This is a genomic window from Bartonella sp. WD16.2 (assembly GCF_002022505.1).
In the GTDB taxonomy this organism is placed as follows: domain Bacteria; phylum Pseudomonadota; class Alphaproteobacteria; order Rhizobiales; family Rhizobiaceae; genus Bartonella.
Genome location: NZ_CP019781.1, coordinates 1,586,412 through 1,603,260, shown reverse-complemented (window position 1 = coordinate 1,603,260; position 16,849 = coordinate 1,586,412). Strand labels below are relative to the sequence as shown.

13 protein-coding genes and 3 pseudogenes are annotated in these 16,849 nt (G+C 37.3%); 10 read left to right on the top strand and 6 right to left on the bottom strand.

Annotated features, from left to right (window positions below; all coding sequences use genetic code 11):
* Window positions 1-9 precede the first annotated feature (9 nt).
* On the top strand, window positions 10-1,206 hold the full coding sequence (gene odhB, locus BWD162_RS07045) for a 2-oxoglutarate dehydrogenase complex dihydrolipoyllysine-residue succinyltransferase (protein ID WP_078705999.1): 1,197 nt from the start codon (window positions 10-12) through the stop codon (window positions 1,204-1,206).
* A 33-nt stretch (window positions 1,207-1,239) separates the two neighbouring features.
* Window positions 1,240-2,646 carry a dihydrolipoyl dehydrogenase gene (lpdA, locus tag BWD162_RS07040; RefSeq protein WP_078705998.1) on the top strand — a complete coding sequence of 469 codons (1,407 nt, stop codon included), beginning with the start codon at window positions 1,240-1,242 and terminating at the stop codon, window positions 2,644-2,646.
* 135 nt (window positions 2,647-2,781) lie between these two features.
* Here lpdA and BWD162_RS07035 read toward each other — a convergent pair whose 3' ends face one another.
* Entirely contained in the window at window positions 2,782-4,020 is a 1,239-nt protein-coding gene (locus BWD162_RS07035; RefSeq protein ID WP_078705997.1) for a saccharopine dehydrogenase family protein, read from the bottom strand.
* A 57-nt stretch (window positions 4,021-4,077) separates the two neighbouring features.
* Window positions 4,078-5,175: a carboxynorspermidine decarboxylase gene (locus tag BWD162_RS07030; protein ID WP_078705996.1), complete on the bottom strand. Its 1,098-nt coding sequence runs from the start codon at window positions 5,173-5,175 to the stop codon at window positions 4,078-4,080.
* 798 nt (window positions 5,176-5,973) lie between these two features.
* Between BWD162_RS07030 and BWD162_RS07025 the strand changes: the two are divergent.
* From BWD162_RS07025 to mnhG, 6 genes and pseudogenes are all read left to right on the top strand, one after another.
* Window positions 5,974-8,893: pseudogene (locus BWD162_RS07025) on the top strand (monovalent cation/H+ antiporter subunit A).
* Window positions 8,893-9,234, top strand: a complete 342-nt coding sequence (locus BWD162_RS07020) for a Na+/H+ antiporter subunit C (RefSeq protein WP_078705995.1) — start codon at window positions 8,893-8,895, stop codon at window positions 9,232-9,234. The pseudogene BWD162_RS07025 and the gene BWD162_RS07020 overlap by 1 nt, the downstream one beginning before the upstream one ends.
* Complete coding sequence (locus tag BWD162_RS07015) at window positions 9,231-10,856, top strand: monovalent cation/H+ antiporter subunit D (protein ID WP_078705994.1); 1,626 nt, start codon at window positions 9,231-9,233, stop codon at window positions 10,854-10,856. Before BWD162_RS07020 ends, BWD162_RS07015 begins: the two co-directional genes overlap by 4 nt.
* Window positions 10,853-11,335: a Na+/H+ antiporter subunit E gene (locus tag BWD162_RS07010; RefSeq protein ID WP_078705993.1), complete on the top strand. Its 483-nt coding sequence runs from the start codon at window positions 10,853-10,855 to the stop codon at window positions 11,333-11,335. Before BWD162_RS07015 ends, BWD162_RS07010 begins: the two co-directional genes overlap by 4 nt.
* Window positions 11,335-11,616, top strand: a complete 282-nt coding sequence (locus tag BWD162_RS07005) for a K+/H+ antiporter subunit F (protein WP_078705992.1) — start codon at window positions 11,335-11,337, stop codon at window positions 11,614-11,616. Before BWD162_RS07010 ends, BWD162_RS07005 begins: the two co-directional genes overlap by 1 nt.
* Complete coding sequence (gene mnhG, locus BWD162_RS07000) at window positions 11,613-12,005, top strand: monovalent cation/H(+) antiporter subunit G (protein WP_078705991.1); 393 nt, start codon at window positions 11,613-11,615, stop codon at window positions 12,003-12,005. Before BWD162_RS07005 ends, mnhG begins: the two co-directional genes overlap by 4 nt.
* 31 nt (window positions 12,006-12,036) lie before the next feature.
* On the opposite strand, the gene BWD162_RS06995 is transcribed toward mnhG, so the two are convergent.
* The 4 genes and pseudogenes from BWD162_RS06995 to BWD162_RS06980 all read right to left on the bottom strand — a co-directional run bounded on the left by BWD162_RS06995 (window position 12,037) and on the right by BWD162_RS06980 (window position 14,594).
* Complete coding sequence (locus tag BWD162_RS06995; protein ID WP_078705990.1) at window positions 12,037-12,441, bottom strand: MliC family protein; 405 nt, start codon at window positions 12,439-12,441, stop codon at window positions 12,037-12,039.
* Window positions 12,442-12,525: 84 nt separating this feature from the next.
* Window positions 12,526-12,726 (bottom strand): hypothetical protein, encoded by a 201-nt coding sequence (locus BWD162_RS06990; RefSeq protein WP_078705989.1) that lies wholly within the window; start codon window positions 12,724-12,726, stop codon window positions 12,526-12,528.
* A gap of 131 nt (window positions 12,727-12,857) precedes the next feature.
* Window positions 12,858-13,992: pseudogene (gene aroB, locus BWD162_RS06985) on the bottom strand (3-dehydroquinate synthase).
* Window positions 13,958-14,594 (bottom strand): annotated as a pseudogene (locus BWD162_RS06980) (shikimate kinase). Before BWD162_RS06980 ends, aroB begins: the two co-directional pseudogenes overlap by 35 nt.
* Window positions 14,595-14,849: 255 nt before the next feature.
* On the opposite strand from BWD162_RS06980, the gene BWD162_RS06975 reads away from it, so the two are divergent.
* Together BWD162_RS06975 and BWD162_RS06970 are read left to right on the top strand one after the other, a co-directional pair.
* Window positions 14,850-15,788 carry a site-specific tyrosine recombinase XerD gene (locus tag BWD162_RS06975; protein ID WP_078705988.1) on the top strand — a complete coding sequence of 313 codons (939 nt, stop codon included), beginning with the start codon at window positions 14,850-14,852 and terminating at the stop codon, window positions 15,786-15,788.
* 74 nt (window positions 15,789-15,862) lie between these two features.
* Window positions 15,863-16,819, top strand: a complete 957-nt coding sequence (locus BWD162_RS06970; protein WP_078705987.1) for an acetyl-CoA carboxylase carboxyltransferase subunit alpha — start codon at window positions 15,863-15,865, stop codon at window positions 16,817-16,819.
* Window positions 16,820-16,849 lie beyond the last annotated feature (30 nt).

Below are 16,849 nucleotides of genomic sequence, written 5' to 3'. Positions count from 1 at the left end.
AAAAATATTATGGCTAGTGAAATCCGTGTTCCTACTTTGGGCGAATCGGTTACTGAAGCAACAATTGGCAAATGGTTTAAACAGTGTGGTGAAGCTGTAGCTGTAGATGAGCCTTTGGTTGAGTTGGAAACTGATAAAGTAACGGTTGAAGTTCCTGCACCTGTTGCGGGGAGATTATCAGAAATTCTTGCAAAAGAGGGCGACACAGTTGAAGTGAATGCTCTTTTAGGGTTGATTGAAGCGGGAGCTGTTGATGCCTCGTCATCGTCTGCGTCTTCTCTTTCTGCACCAAGTCCGATTGCAGCATCTGGACCAGCTTCATCTTCTTTGGGTAGTGCAATGCCTCCTGCTCCTTCGGCAGCAAAGTTGATGGCTGAAAATAATATTGAAAAAGATAAAGTTTCAGGTTCTGGTAAGCGTGGACAGATTCTCAAGGGAGATGTTCTTGATGCATTAACGCAAAAAACAGGAACAGGTGCTTCTACGCTGGTTTCTTCATCTAATGAAGTGCGTGAAGAGCGCGTTCGTATGACGAAATTGCGTCAAACAATTGCTTGTCGTCTTAAGGATGCACAAAATACAGCAGCTATGTTAACGACATTTAATGAAGTTGATATGTCTGCAGTAATGGATTTGCGTAAACGTTATAAAGACCTTTTTGAAAAGAAACACAATGTTAAGCTTGGTTTTATGGGTTTTTTTACCAAAGCCGTTTGCCACGCATTAAAAGAGCTTCCTGCAATTAATGCTGAGATTGATGGGACAGATATTGTTTATAAAAACTATGTCAATGCTGGAATTGCGGTTGGAACAGATAAAGGGCTTGTCGTTCCGGTGGTTCGTGACGCAGACCAAATGTCGATTTCAGAGATTGAAAAAGAAATTGGCCGTTTAGGGCGCCTTGCTCGTGAGGGAAAATTGGCCGTTTCTGATATGCAGGGTGGAACATTCACTATTACTAATGGTGGTGTTTATGGATCATTAATGTCGACGCCAATTTTAAATGCGCCACAGTCTGGTATTTTAGGAATGCATGCGATTAAAGAACGTGCAATGGTTATTGGCGGTCAAGTTGTAATCCGTCCAATGATGTATTTAGCGCTTTCTTATGATCACCGTATTGTCGATGGGCAAGAGGCTGTAACTTTTCTTGTACGTGTCAAAGAAAGTTTAGAAGATCCGGAACGTCTTGTTCTTGATTTGTAGAAGTGCAGTTTTTGGGGATGAAAGGAAAAACGGATGTCTTATGATGTTGTCGTGATTGGGGCGGGCCCAGGTGGTTATGTTGCAGCGATTAAAGCGGCACAATTAGGTCTTAAAGTCGCGATTATTGAAAAACGTGCGACATTGGGTGGCACCTGTCTCAATGTTGGTTGTATCCCTTCTAAGGCATTATTACATGCTTCGGAGGTGTTTGCTGAAACGCAGCATGGTTTTGAAGAACTTGGTGTTTCTGTCTCCAAACCTAAACTTAATCTTAAAAAGATGATGAAGCATAAAGAAACTGTTATAACAGCTAATACGAGTGGTATTTCTTTTTTGATGAAGAAAAATAAAATTGATACTTTTTTTGGTACAGCAAAAATTTTAAATGCAGGCCAAATTGAGATTACCGCTAAAGATGGTAGCCAACAAACAATTGCAACAAAAAATATTGTTATTGCTACAGGTTCAGATAGCTCGAGTATTCCAGGTGTCAATGTTGAAATTGATGAAAAGGTTGTTGTATCTTCCACAGGAGCACTTGCACTTGAAAAAGTTCCAACACGTATGGTCGTTGTAGGTGCAGGTGTTATTGGTTCAGAACTTGGTTCAGTGTGGAGCCGTTTGGGTGCAAGGGTTACCGTTGTTGAATTTCTTGATAAAGTTTTAGGATCAATGGATGGTGAAATTTCGCGTCAGTTCCAAAAATTGATGGAAAAACAAGGAATTGAATATAAGCTTGGTGCGAAAGTTAAAGCTGTTACTAAATCTAAATCAACTGTTAAGGTAATTTTTGAGCCAGTTAAAGGCGGTACAGAGGAGGTTTTAGAAGCAGATGTTGTTTTGATTGCAACTGGGCGTCATCCATATGTTGAAGGGCTTGGTTTAGCAGAGGTAGGTGTTCAATTAGATGGACGTGGTTGTGTTATAACTAATGAGCATTGGCAGACCAATGTTCCGGGAATTTATGCAATTGGTGATGTCATTAAAGGTCCGATGTTAGCACATAAAGCTGAGGAAGAAGGCATTGCTGTGGCTGAGATTTTGGCTGGTCAAAAAGGTCATGTTAATTTTGATGTTATTCCCGGTGTTGTTTATACGCAGCCAGAAATTGCCAGTGTAGGTAAGACAGAAGAAGAGCTTAAGGCTGCCGGAATTGACTATAATGTTGGAAAATTTCCTTTTATGGCTAATGGACGTGCACGCGCGATGCAAAAAAGTGATGGTTTTGTTAAGATTCTTGCTGATAAAAAGACAGACCGGGTATTGGGTGGACACATTCTCGGATTTGGTGCAGGTGAGATGATTCATGAAATTGCGGTGTTAATGGAATTTGGTGGTTCATCAGAAGATTTAAGCCGTTGTTGCCATGCACACCCCACTTTATCGGAAGCGGTACGGGAAGCGGCTTTAGCAACATTTTCTAAGCCATTTCATACTTAAAAAAATTTTTAAAAGAGTTTTGTGATGTTTCTTAAAAGAAACGTCTGTTTTAAAGATTAATCTATATCCTGTGTTTTGTTAAAACCGCCTCTCTAAAAAGGGACGGTTTTTTTATGTTTTTAGTGTATTGATGGATTAAAATTGTAATTGTTTATCTTCTTGTTTTTCTCTTATACAAGTTGGAAGCCCCATATGATCAAGCTGTTTAAGAAAGGGGAGTGGTGGTAATTCTTCTACATTAACCATGGTTTTCACATCCCATGTTCCTGTGGCGATAAGAATGGCAGCAGCTGCTGCAGGTACACCGGCTGTATAGGAAATTCCTTGTGCGCCTGTTTCATTAAAAGCTTGTTTATGATCGGCTATATTATAGATAAAAACTTCTCTCGGATTTCCGTTTTTTATACCTTTAATGAAATTTCCAATACAGGTTTTCCCTGTATAGTTTGGCGCTAGAGAAGCTGGATCAGGTAAAACAGCTTTTACGACTTTCAAAGGAACAACTTCTTGACCTTCTGCTGTTTTAATAATTTGTTCTGATAAAAGTCCAAGATTTTTTAAAACGGTAAAAACAGTAATATAGAGTTCACTAAAACCCATCCAAAAACGGATATTTTGAACATCGAGATTTTTAGATAATGAATGAATTTCATCATGTCCTGTCATGTAAGCTTTTTGTTTTCCAACAACCGGTAAATCCCATTCATGGTTGATTTCAAACATTTGATTGGAAACCCACTTTTTATTTTGCCATGACCATACTTGTCCTGTAAATTCTCGAAAATTGATTTCTGGATCAAAATTAGTTGCAAACCAACATCCATGTTTTCCAGCGTTAATATCAATAATATCAATATCAGAAATTGTGTCGAAGTAGGTATCATATGTTAACGCTGCATAAGCATTAACGACACCAGGATCGAAACCTGCGCCTAAAATAGCTGTTATACCAGCTTGTTCACATTCTTTACGTCTAGGCCATTCGTAATTGTTATACCAAGGTGGTGTTTCACAAATTTTTAAAGGGTCTTCATGAATCGCGGTATCAATATAAGCGCATTTTGTTTTGATACAGGCTGAAAGAACAGACATATTCAAAAAAGGAGAACCAACATTGATGACGATCTCACATTTGGTTTGCTGGATAAGCTTTACAGTTTCTTCGATGTTCATTGCATTAAGCGTATGGCTTTTAAGAATACCTGTTACTTTCATTGCTTTTTTATCTTTAATGGAAGCAATTATTGCTTCACATTTTTTGAGCGTTCGTGAAGCGATGTGAATTTCTCCAAGTATATCATTGTTTTGGGCGCATTTATGCGCGACAACTTGTGCAACACCGCCAGCACCAATAATGAGAACATTTTTTTTCATTGTAGTTTGTCTCCTTTTTAATATCGCTGCATAATAGTTTTTTGTATGTTGTTTTGATTATGAAAGACTGTTTTTATAGTCATTATAATTGAATTGGCGTTGGATGGTTAGATTTCCGTTGCATTGTTTGATAACAATGGCAGGCATCGCAACGCCATTAAACCAGTTTTTCTTAACCATTGTATAGCCTGCGGCGTCTTGAAAAGACAATCTATCACCTATTTTAAGTAGTTCAGGAAATTGGAATGTTCCAAAAATATCGCCAGCAAGACAAGATTTTCCGCAAACCATGATTTCATGTGGTCCTTGATTTGGTTCTAATTTGGCATTTTCACGATAAATGAGAAGATCAAGCATATGTGCTTCAATTGAACTATCAACAATAGCGAGATTTTTTTCATTATACAATGTATCAAGAACACTAACTTCTAATGTGGTACTTTTTGTGACAGCAGCTTCTCCTGGTTCTAGAAAAACAGTTACATTGTAGGTTTGAGAAAAACGTTTTAAACGTTCTGCAAGAGCTTCTAGAGGATAATTATCAGCAGTAAAATGAATTCCACCACCAAGGCTAATCCAGTCAACAGCGATGAAAAGTTTTTTAAATTTTTCTTCAATACGGTTAAGTATTTGATTGAAGAGATTAAAATCAGCATTTTCACAATTATTGTGGATCATTAAACCATTTATAAGGGGTAAGACTTCTTCGATCGCACTTTGGTTGGTTTCACCCAAACGACTAAAAGGGCGAGAGGGATTTGCGAGATCAAAATTTGATACACTAATCCCTGGATTTAGCCTTAATCCTCGTTGAATAGTTTTGGTAGTGCTCGCAAAACGTTGAAGTTGTTGAATTGAATTAAAAATAATTTTGTCTGCATAAGTACATACTTCATCAATTTCATTATCTGCCCAAGCAACTGAATAGGCGTGGGTTTCTTTTCCAAATTTTTCTTTTCCTAAGCGTAATTCATAAAGAGATGATGAGGTACTTCCATCCATATATTCAGACATGAAATCAAACACGCTCCATGTTGCAAAACATTTCAAAGCCAGCAAGACTTTTATTCCCGACATTTCTCGTAAACGAGCAATAATTTCCATATTCTTTATGAGTTTGGATTTATCTATAAGATAATAAGGGGTTTTAATCATTGCTCATCCATTCTCTTTTGAAGAATCTTATTATTTCTATCGATGTTTAGTACTTATAGAAATAGGATGTCTCAAGGGAAAAAGTATCATGAAGGAAAATCTACTGTATCTAGTTATAAAAAGACTATCTGTTATCTTATTTTGTTTTAAGTTATTTTGAGATTTGTGCTATATGCACCGATTTAAAAATTTGTACTATTTTTAAACTTCTATATCTGTAGGAAATGTTTTCATAATAACAGAAAATGCCGGAGATTTAGCATAAAAATGGTATTGAAATGAAAAAGTTCCATCAGCTGTTTTTCTTTAGAGATTTTAACAGTTACAAGATGTTAGGAGCTCAAAAGTTTTAAGATTATCATCATTATCAGTGTTGTTATTGTAAATGTAGTGATAAGTGATAATATTTCGGCAATGATATTTGTTGTGTTTGCACATTCATATGTTAGATAGACGGCTATTAAAGGCATTATTAATTCAAAGAAAGATTTATGAACTATCTTTAGAAAAGAAGACTACGCCCTTTAAGATGTATATGATTTTGTTTTGATCATTTATGATCCAGATAATCATAATTATTCAATTTTATTGTGTCATCAGCTTTGTAAATAAGTGTTTTTTAAAAGTCGCAAGACTCTAACATGATGTGTTGTGTATGGTTTTCTTTCGAAAAGCAGTTATTTTCTAAAAAATTTGCGACATTTTTTAAATTTTATTTAAATTTTATTATCATAGTTGTGAAATAAAGGAGTTTTTATTTTACCAATTAAGTGTTGAAGATAGGGTGGAGCTTGGATAATGACAATACGGGAAGCAATGTTGATATTGCTAGTTTTGCTTCCCCTTGGTGGTAGCGCTATTATCGGTTTTTTTGGTTCAACTGCCAAAATAACGAAGCATGGTTTGCTGGGGCGATAGCGTTTTTAAGTCTTCTTTTCACACTGATACTTTACCCGACGCTTTATGGAAATCATGTAGTACGTTTAGATATTTTTTGGTTACCTGAGTGGGGTGTTAATTTAACTCTACGCATGGATGGTTTATCGTGGCTTTTTTGCCTTTTAATTACAGGGATAGGCCTGCTTGTTGTTGTTTATGCCCGTTACTATATGAACCCGGCAGATCCGGTTCCGCGGTTTTTTTCTTTTTTCTAGCTTTCATGGGGTCAATGACAGGGGTGATCTTGTCAGGAAATCTCATATTTTTAGTCATTTTCTGGGAATTGACCAGTATTTTTTCCTTTTTATTGATTGGTTATTGGTATCATAATGCTAGTGCGCGTGATGGGGCTCGTATGGCTTTAATAGTTACGGGTTTTGGAGGTTTTGCGCTACTTTTGGGAGTTTTGCTTATTGGTCATATTGTTGGCAGTTTTGATTTGGATGAGGTATTGCAATCTGGAGATCTCATCCGGTCGAATTCTCTTTATACACTCGTGCTTATTTGTATTTTATTAGGAGGATTAACAAAGAGTGCACAGTTTCCCTTTCATTTTTGGCTGCCAAACGCCATGGCTGCTCCAACACCTGTATCATCTTATTTGCATTCGGCAACAATGGTAAAAGCTGGGTTATTTTTGCTTATTCGTTTGTGGCCAGTTTTATCGGGAACAGAATCTTGGTTTTTTCTAATAGGTTTTGCAGGACTCACGACATTGCTTCTTGGGGCTTATTTTTCAATATTTCAGCAGGATTTGAAAGGTCTTCTTGCTTATTCAACCATTAGTCATCTTGGTTTAATTACGACACTTTTAAGTCTTAGCAGTCCACTTGCATGTGTTGCGGCAATTTTTCATATTGTTAATCATGCTACCTTTAAAGCGTCTTTATTTATGGCAGCTGGTATTGTTGATCATGAAACAGGAACGCGTGATATACGCAAATTAACAGGTCTTTTTCGTTATATGCCTATTACAGGAACTCTTGCTTTAGTTGCGGGTGCGGCAATGGCGGGTGTCCCTTTATTGAATGGTTTTTTATCAAAAGAAATGTTTTTTGCGCAAGCAGTTGAAACGCATATGGAATCGTGGTTGGATTGGATTGCACCTTATGTGGCAACACTTGCCAGCCTGTTTAGCGTGACCTATTCTGTACGTTTTATTCATGGTGTCTTTTTTGGGCCGAAACCTGTCAATTTACCCAAAATACCACATGAACCACCACGTTTTATGCGCTTTCCGATAGAATTTTTGGTTTTTATTTGTTTGGCAGTTGGTATTTTTCCCAGTTTAACAATGGGATTCATTTTGGATAATGCAGTTACGGCTGTTTTAGGGCCTGCGACAGTTTCTTATAATTTGGCTATTTGGCACGGCTTTAATACTCCTTTGATGATGAGTTTGATCGCTTTATCAGGAGGGGTGCTGCTTTATATTTTAGGACGTCGTTATTTTCTATCTTGTGATGAAGGTCCTCCTTTTTTTCGTTATTTAAAGAGGCAGCGTATTTTTAAACGAATTCTCATGATAATTTCTTGGAAATGGACACGTACGGCAGAAGTTTTTTTATCAACACGCCGTTTACAAGTTCAATTGCATTGGGTGCTTTTGGTTTGTTTTGCGTTTGTTGGTTTTTTATTGTGGTATGATGGTTTGATTTCAGCTGGTCCGTTATTGCTTTTTCCGCTTGATTTACCTTTCATAGCTATTTGGTTGATTGGTGGGGGTTGTGCTCTTTTAGTCGCTTTGTATGCAAAGTTTCATCGTTTTGCGTCATTAATGCTCTTAGGCGGTGCTGGTTTGATGACTTGTGCATCCTTTTTATGGCTTTCTGCGCCCGATTTGGCGTTGACACAATTAGTTGTTGAAGTTGTAACGGCAATTCTTTTACTTCTTGGTTTGCGGTGGTTGCCTAAGCGTTTGTATGATTCTGCTCCACTGCCTGTTGGTTTTGGTGTGCGTTTGCGTCGTATGAGCGATTTTATCATAGCGCTTGCGGGAGGAGCGGGTATGGCGTGGTTATCATTTGCGATGATGACGCGTTCCCAAGGGATAACAATTTCTGATTTTTTTCTTACTCATGCTTATTCTGACGCCGGTGGTCGCAATGTTGTGAATGTGTTGTTGGTTGATTTTCGTGGCTTTGATACAATGGGAGAAATTGTTGTTTTGGGTATCGTTTCGCTCACTGTTTTTGCTCTTTTACGACGTTTTCGCCCTGCTCCTGAAAGTGTTGATGCACCTTTTCAACAACGCATTCAAACAGCTTTTGATACAGCGCAACCTGATCGTGAAGTTGGAGATACTTTATCGGATTATTTAACTATTCCTTCTGTTATTATGCATTGGCTTTTTCCTGTTATTATCGCTATTGCAGTTTATTTATTAATGCGTGGGCATGATTTTCCAGGAGGTGGGTTTGCTGGTGGTATTACTTTAGCGGTTGGATTTATTCTACAGTATCTTGCTACTAATATTCGCTGGGTGGAAAGCCATTTACGTGTTTTACCTGTTCGTTGGATTGGTTTTGGCTTATTATTATCAGTAGCAACAGGGGCAAGTTCTTGGTTTTTTGGATATCCTTTTTTAACATCGTTTTTTCAATATACTCATCTCCCTTTAGTTGGAAACATTCCGATAGCATCTGTTTTGTTGTTTGATTTTGGTGTGTTTTCTGTGGTTTTGGGAGCGAGCGTTCTTATTTTAATTGCGCTTGCACATCAATCAATTCGCTTTTACCGAATTAGTAAGAAACTTATTGCAAAGAAAAAGGAAAGTTAATGGAGGTTGTTCTTTCTTTAGGCATTGGTATTTTTATTGGGTCAGGCATTTGGCTTCTTTTGCGTCCGCGAACTTTTCAAGTTATTCTTGGTTTGTCGTTGCTTTCTTATGGGGTTAATCTTTTTATATTCTCAATGAGCAGACCACGTAATAATGCGGCGCCTATTGTTGACCCTTCTATTGTGATTAATCCAGCAAATTATGTTGATCCTTTACCTCAGGCTTTAGTTTTGACCGCAATTGTAATTGGTTTTGCAACGACAGCTTTATTTTTAGTCATCCTTTTGGTTTCACGCGGATTAACAAATTCAGACCACGTTGATGGACATGAAGTAAAATGACAGAAATTTGGCTGCATCATTTACTTATTTTACCTATTCTTGTGCCATTAAGCACTGGAGCGATTCTTCTGTTTTATGATGAACGTCGTTCACAACTTAAATCACGTATTAGCCTTTTTTCTGCGGGTTTATTGGTTGTTATTTCTATTGTTTTGCTTGTGCGTACTCTTGAAATAGCTCCAGCTTCAGATGTATATCGGCTTGGAAATTGGCCTTCTCCTTTCGGTATTGTTTTGGTTCTTGACCGCTTAAGCGCTATGATGCTTTTACTTTCAAATGTATTGATTTCTGCTTGTTTGATTTTTGCACAAGCTTATTGGTATAAAGCAGGCCCTCATTTTCAGTCGTTAATGCAATTTTTTATGGTGGGGATAAATGGTGCTTTCTTAACGGCTGATTTATTTAATTTATTTGTATTTTTTGAAGTTATGTTAACCGCCTCTTATGGGCTTGCGTTACACGGTTTGGGTCAATCACGGGTGCGTGCAGGTATGCATTACGTGGTCATTAACCTTGTTGCTTCATTGTTTTTCTTAATTGGTGCGGCACTCATTTATGGGGTGGTTGGTACGCTTAATATGGCTGATTTAGCTATCAAGATGAAACATATAACTGATGCGGATATTGTTTTATTTAAAGTAGGTGCAGCATTTTTAGGTATTGCGTTTTTGCTTAAAGCCGGTATGTGGCCACTTAATTTTTGGTTGGTACCAGCTTATAGTGCGGCAGCAGCACCTGTTGGTGCTTCTTTTGTGATTTTAAGCAAGGTGGGTATTTATGTTATTTTGCGGTTAACGCTGTTATGGTTTGGTTCTGAAAATGAATATTTAGCTCATTTTGGTCATACAGTTTTATTTTATGGTGGGCTTGCTACGCTGACTTTTGGTGTTATTGGAGTATTAGCTAGCCAAGTTTTAAGACGTTTGGCATCTTACAGTATTCTTGTGTCTTCTGGTACAGTGTTAACGGCGATTGGAACAGGTAATGTGGCACTGACTACGGGTATACTTTTTTATATTGTTTCTTCGACTTTAGCGCTCGGAGCTTTTTTTCTTTTGGTTGAATTGGTTGAACGCAGTCGAGATATGGCTACTAATGTTTTGGCTGTTACGATGGAATTATATGGTGAAGATGAAGAAGAAAAAGAAGATGAAATTGGTACTTATTTACCGGTAACATTAGCTGTTCTTGGGGCTTGTTTTAGTATCTGTGCAATTTTGATTATTGGATTGCCTCCTTTTTCTGGTTTTGTTGCAAAATTTATGATGCTTACAGCCGTTTTAAACGCAAATGAGGGAAATTTTTCTACTTATGTACCAATTTTACGTGATTGGTTTTTTATAGTTTCTGTTATTTTATCTGGTTTTGCAACTTTGGTTGCAATGATACGCATGGGCATTCGGACTTTTTGGATTTCTTTTGAAAGCAAAGTCCCACGTATACAAGTGATTGAATTTGCGCCTATCGCTGTTCTTTTTTCTTTATGTTTTATTATGACAATTATAGCTAGCCCTGTGAGTCATTATATGTCTGAAACCGCTAAGACTTTGCATGATCCTAAAAATTATATTGAGAGTGTTTTATTTGATTTTTCTCTCAAAAACACTGAGAGGAATCAATGAAGCGCTTTTTTCCTCATCCTTTTCTAAGTGGTGCGATTGTTTTTATGTGGCTTATTTTAAACGGTTTTAGTTTGGGCCAATTCCTTTTAGGAAGTATAATTTCTTTGTTTGGTGGTTGGATGATGCAGCTGCTTGAACCAGAAAAAATCACAGTTAAAAGTTGGAATGCAGTTTTTCGGTTGGTTTTTCGAGTATTGGTAGATTCTATTTGTGCAAATATTACGATGGCTTGGTTGATTTTAACAAAAAAACATAAAAAGCAGTGCTCTGGTTTTATTGTTGTGCCTCTTGTACTTAAAAGTCGTACGGCTTTAGCTATTTTAGCATGTATTTTTTCGGCAATTCCAGGTACTGTTTGGATTGCGTATAATAGCAAAAATAGTGAACTTCTAGTTCATGTTTTCAATTTAACAGATGGGAATGATTATCAACAGTTAATCAAACAACGATATGAGCAATTGCTTTTGGAGATTTTCTAATGAGTATGGTGATCCTTTATTGGGGAATTTTCCTCTCACAGATTTTCTTAAGTTTGGCGATGATTCTGGCGTTTTTTCGATTAATCTATGGTCCAAGAGCACAGGATAGAGTTGTGGGGCTGGATACTCTTTATATGACGACTGTCCTTTTATTTCTTATATTTGATATTCGTTCAGGGACAAATATTTATTTTGATGTTGCTCTTATGATTGGGTTGTTAGGTCCTATCTCAAGTGTTGCTTTAGCAAAGTTTCTGATGCGTGGAGAAATTATTGAATGAAAGATGACATTTCGCTTTGGATTGCCATTATTATTACTATTTTTTTAGTGCTGGGATCTGGTCTTACACTTATTGGAGCAATGGGGCTTATGCGCTTTTCTTGCTTTTATGAGCGTCTCCATATGCCTTCATTGGGTGCAAGTTTAGGAACTGGAAGTATTGTTATTGCTTCAATCCTTTATGCGATATTTGTAGATGGTCATTTTGTTGTGCATGAAGCTTTGTTAGCAATTTTTACGCTTGTAACAATACCTGTTACGACTATGCTTCTCTCACAGGCTGCAGCACACCGAGACCACTCAGAAGATTGGCTGCAAAAGCCGCCAACCTTTTTGTTAAATGAGACAGAAGAAAAACTGCCTACATTGGAAGATAAAACATCACATTGAAACCAGTGTGATTTTTAATATAAAATCTATTTTAGTTTGTATTTCTTTCTTCTTCACACATAATGGGTTTTTCTTCATCGGGGTCATTAATAAGGTCATAAAGTGCAGCTTCATTTTTAGTTGTCCACCAGATATATTGGGCTCCCGCATATTTTGAACCTGAAGCTGAAATTACATTTGCTCCAACAATACGTTCACCTTTCCATGTGAAATCGACTAACGAAATATTACCAGCGTTGAGATAAGTAACTTCAATGCGCTCTCTATTGGTTTGTGTGCCACATTGATAGGCAATTGTTTCTTTAGTGGGATTTGAATTGCTTGGTATTTTAATGACTAAAGAACTGGAAAAAATATTAGTTTTATTGAACAAGAAATAAAAAATAACAAAAGCTCCTAAAGCGAAAAGTCCTAAAATAGGTAGAATTTTTTTCATTGACGCTTCCTTCTTACTCATAAATGATAACCTTAATTGATGAAATGGTGTCTACGGCGGGATTCGAACCCACGACCCCAGGATTCATACCACTTCGATTTTCATCGCCAGTCTTTGTTGTTGTAAGCTGTTTGTGGTCTGGACTGTCTCTTCACCTTGAAGTATACACTTTTTAGATGCTGCCCGTTCAGTCTCTACACCTTCCTTGTTTTCTTTTAAACAGGCTTGGCTCGGGATTGGCATACAGTCTCCTGTGAAGCTTTCCCCGAATTTGAGCAAATCCACTTTAAGGATTTCTCCTCAAAGCGCCCAATTTATTTAGGAATCCTGTGCTCTATCCTACTGAGCTACGCAGACTCAAATCACATTTGTTCTTTTAACTAAAGTATAAAAATTAATCAATTAATAAATAGAAATTAATTAGGTTTCCCTAATTTTTGTTTCAGGAAGGTCAGGACTGCATTTGGTGAAACATTTTTAGCGATAAATGATTGGCCCAGTCCACGTGTTAGGATAAAAGTTAAATTATTTTGCGAAACTTTTTTATCTTGAGCAATAAAGGTCATAAGTGTTTCGGCATCTGGAAGTTTGCCGGGGATATCTTGTAGTTGTGTTGGTAAACCAACGGTTTGAAAATGTGCTTCAATACGCTGTGTCACTGTGGGGCTGATTAAATTTAATTTTTCAGAAAATTGGTGGGCTAAAATTATTCCGATAGCTACAGCTTCACCATGGATTAAACGGTTTGAATCGTAAGTGGTTGCTGTTTCAAGCATATGTCCAAATGTATGACCAAGATTTAGCAATGCGCGTTGGCCTGTTTCATATTCATCGTGAGTTATGATGTCAGCTTTAAATTGACATGAGCGAGCAATAGCTTCTATTTGTATTGGACCCTTGGAAAAGACTTTTTGCCAGTTTTTTTCAAGCCATTCAAAAAATGAGGCTGATTAATGAGGCCATATTTAACCATTTCTGCGTAACCAGCGCGAAATTCACGTAAAGGTAATGTATTGAGAACATCAGTGTCAGCAATAACGCATTGAGGTTGATAAAAAGTACCGATGAGATTTTTACCATACGGGCTATTGATTCCGGTTTTTCCACCAACGGATGAATCAATTTGTGCTAGAAGTGTTGTAGGCATTTGAATCAAATGCATACCTCGACGTACAATACTTGCCGCAAATCCTGCAAGATCACCAATAACACCACCCCCAAAGCAATAACGCTATCGCTTCTTTCTAAACGAGCGACAAGAATTTTATCGATCACATTTTGCAAAATTGGAAACGACTTTGATTGTTCTCCTGCTTCTACGATAATAGGGACAGTGTAGATTTCATTTTCTGCTAATTTTGTCTGCAATGTGTTCAAATGAAAAGCAGCAACATTTTTATCTGTAACAATAGCTAAACGTATTTTTTGATGAGAACTCTTTTGATGCAAATAATGCTTAATCTTTGAAACTGCTTGTGCAATTAAACCTGAGCCGATAACGATATCATAACAATATTTATTCAGTTTGACAGTAATAATTTTGGTTTGCATGCCTTTTATCTCTATCGTTATTTTATGGATAAATAGCGTTGTACAGCCTGTATTACATTATATGCTACTACATGATAATGTTCTTCATGATTGTTAATTGTTAAATTTGCTTGTGCGTAAATAGGGTAGCGTTGTTCCATGAGTTTTTGCATCGTTTCCTTAGGATTTGCTGTTTGAAGCAATGGTCGTGCACAACATCCTGAAATGCGCTCTATGAGGACATGAAGATCTGCTTTAAGCCATATGGATATACCATTTTGATGAATGGCTTTTCGGATGTCTTCATTCATATAAGCACCCCCACCTGTCGCTAAAATGAGAGGACCTTTTTTAATGATGTTTAGAATAATTTTCTGTTCAAGAGTGCGGAATTTTGATTCGCCATACGTTTCAAATAATTGGACGATTGTCATCTGTGCAGCTTTTTCGACTTCTTGATCAGAATCATAAAATGGTAAACTGAGTATAGTAGCGACATGTTTTCCAATAACGGATTTTCCTGAACCCATAAGACCGACAAATACAAGTGCTTTTTGATTAAGACTTGATAATAATTGGTTTTTTATTTGTGTTATTGGAATATTTTGCTGCTTATTTTTCATGATTTTATTTCGATATTTATCTGCTTTAAAATCAATTTCTGTTAATCTTTGTCAGGCATAGTAAGTTAGGTAATGTTTTTGGAATAGTTTATTTTCTTATGCTAATATTAACCCGATTTTGATGAGTTTCTTCAATTATGATCGGCTATTTTTCAGTCTTATGATAATGTTTATAATTTAGGTTGAATTCATAATAAAAAATATACGTAACGATGTTCCTTTTAATTTATGCAATGTGTTTTTGAAAGCAGATCCATGAAAAGTAGTGCTGTGATAGATCGTTTTCTTGAAATGATGAGTGCTGAACGAGGGGCTTGTGCTCATACACTTTCTGCTTATCAAAATGATTTACAATGGGCACATGGCCAATTGTGTTTACGCTCTGTTTCACTTTTTTCGGCAAAAAGAGAGGATTTAATCAATCTTTTGTCGCTTATGCATACTGCTGGTTTTGCGGCTACTTCACAAGCACGTCGTTTATCAACTTTGCGTCAGTTTTATCAATTTCTTTATACTGAAGGGTTAAGAACAGATGATCCTTCTCATGATATTGATACGCCTCGTCAAAGACGTCTTTTGCCAAAAACTATGAGTGAAGATATGGTAACAAAATTACTTGATCGCGCGCAACTAGAAGTGGATCAAGCAGATTATGGATCGAAGAATCATCTGCGCGCGTTGCGTCTTCAGGTATTAATTGAAATGCTTTATGCGACAGGATTACGCATTAGTGAGTTGGTGAGTCTTCCGGTTCAAGCAGTACGCGGAAAGGAACAATTTATTGTTGTTCGTGGTAAGGGAGAAAAAGAACGTATGGTTCTCTTATCAGTTAAAGCGTGCCAAGTTATTTCTCAGTGGTTAGTTTTGCGTGATCAGGGCAAGGATGTGGCAAGCTTTTATCTTTTTCCTGCTCGCTCATCAACAGGATATGTCGCCCGCCAGTTTGTTGCACGAGGGTTAAAAGACCTCGCTAAAAGAGCAGGAGTGAAAAGCAGCAGTTTTTCTCCCCATGTTTTGCGTCACGCTTTTGCTAGTCATCTTTTGCAAAATGGTGCTGATTTACGTGTTGTTCAACATTTATTGGGGCATTGTGATATTTCTACTACCCAGATTTATACACATGTATTGGAGGAAAGGCTGTATTGTTTGGTTAATGAGCATCACCCACTTGCCGATCAGCAGAAGGCCGGGTAAAGAAAAAATAATATTTTAAAAAATATTTAAAAAAATTATAGATATATAAGTTGTACACGAGTAAATTAGGAACAATGTATAATTATCTTGATTTTGAAAAACCTGTTGCTGATCTAGATGTGCAAATTCTTGAATTGAAAAAGATTGCTCAAGAAAAAGGTAGTCTTGATATGAAGGATGAGATTACACGTCTTGAGATGCGTTCTCAGATGGCTTTGCGCGATCTTTATAAAAAATTATCACCGTGGCAAAAAACACAAGTAGCACGCCATCCTAATCGACCTCATTTTATGGATTATTCAGCATATTTATTGAGTGATGTTACACCTTTGGCAGGTGATCGCAAATTTGCTGAGGATGAAGCTATTCAAGCCGGCTTTGCACGCTTTAAGGGTGAAGCGATTGCTTATATAGGTCAAGAAAAAGGTCATGATACACAAACTCGTTTACGTCATAATTTTGGTTCTGCTCGCCCAGAGGGGTATCGCAAAGCTGTACGGATTATGGAGATGGCTGATCGTTTTGATTTGCCATTGTTAACTTTTGTTGATACAGCCGGTGCTTATCCCGGTGTAAGTGCTGAAGAACGTGGACAGGCAGAGGCAATTGCACAGTCAATAGCGGCAACTTTACGTCTACGCGTTCCTGTTGTTTCGGTCATTATTGGAGAAGGTGGTTCTGGAGGGGCAATAGCGATTGCTGCAGCTAATAAAGTTTATATGCTGGAGCATTCAATTTATTCGGTTATTTCACCAGAAGGGGCGGCTTCTATTTTATGGCGTGATTCAACTCGTGCAAAAGATGCAGCAACCAATATGCGTATTACTGCTCAAGATCTTTATAAGCTAAAGGTTATTGATGGCATTATTCCTGAGCCTTTGGGAGGGGCACATCGGGGAAAGGAAGCTGTTATGGAAACGACAGGTAATATTATTTCTGTTGCTTTACATTCTATGGCTGGTAAGGATGGTGAAACTGTAAGGCGAGAGCGTTGGGAAAAATATCTTCAAATTGGCCGTTCTTTGGCTTAATTGAAGTGATTTGTGTGAGGTTTTTTATAG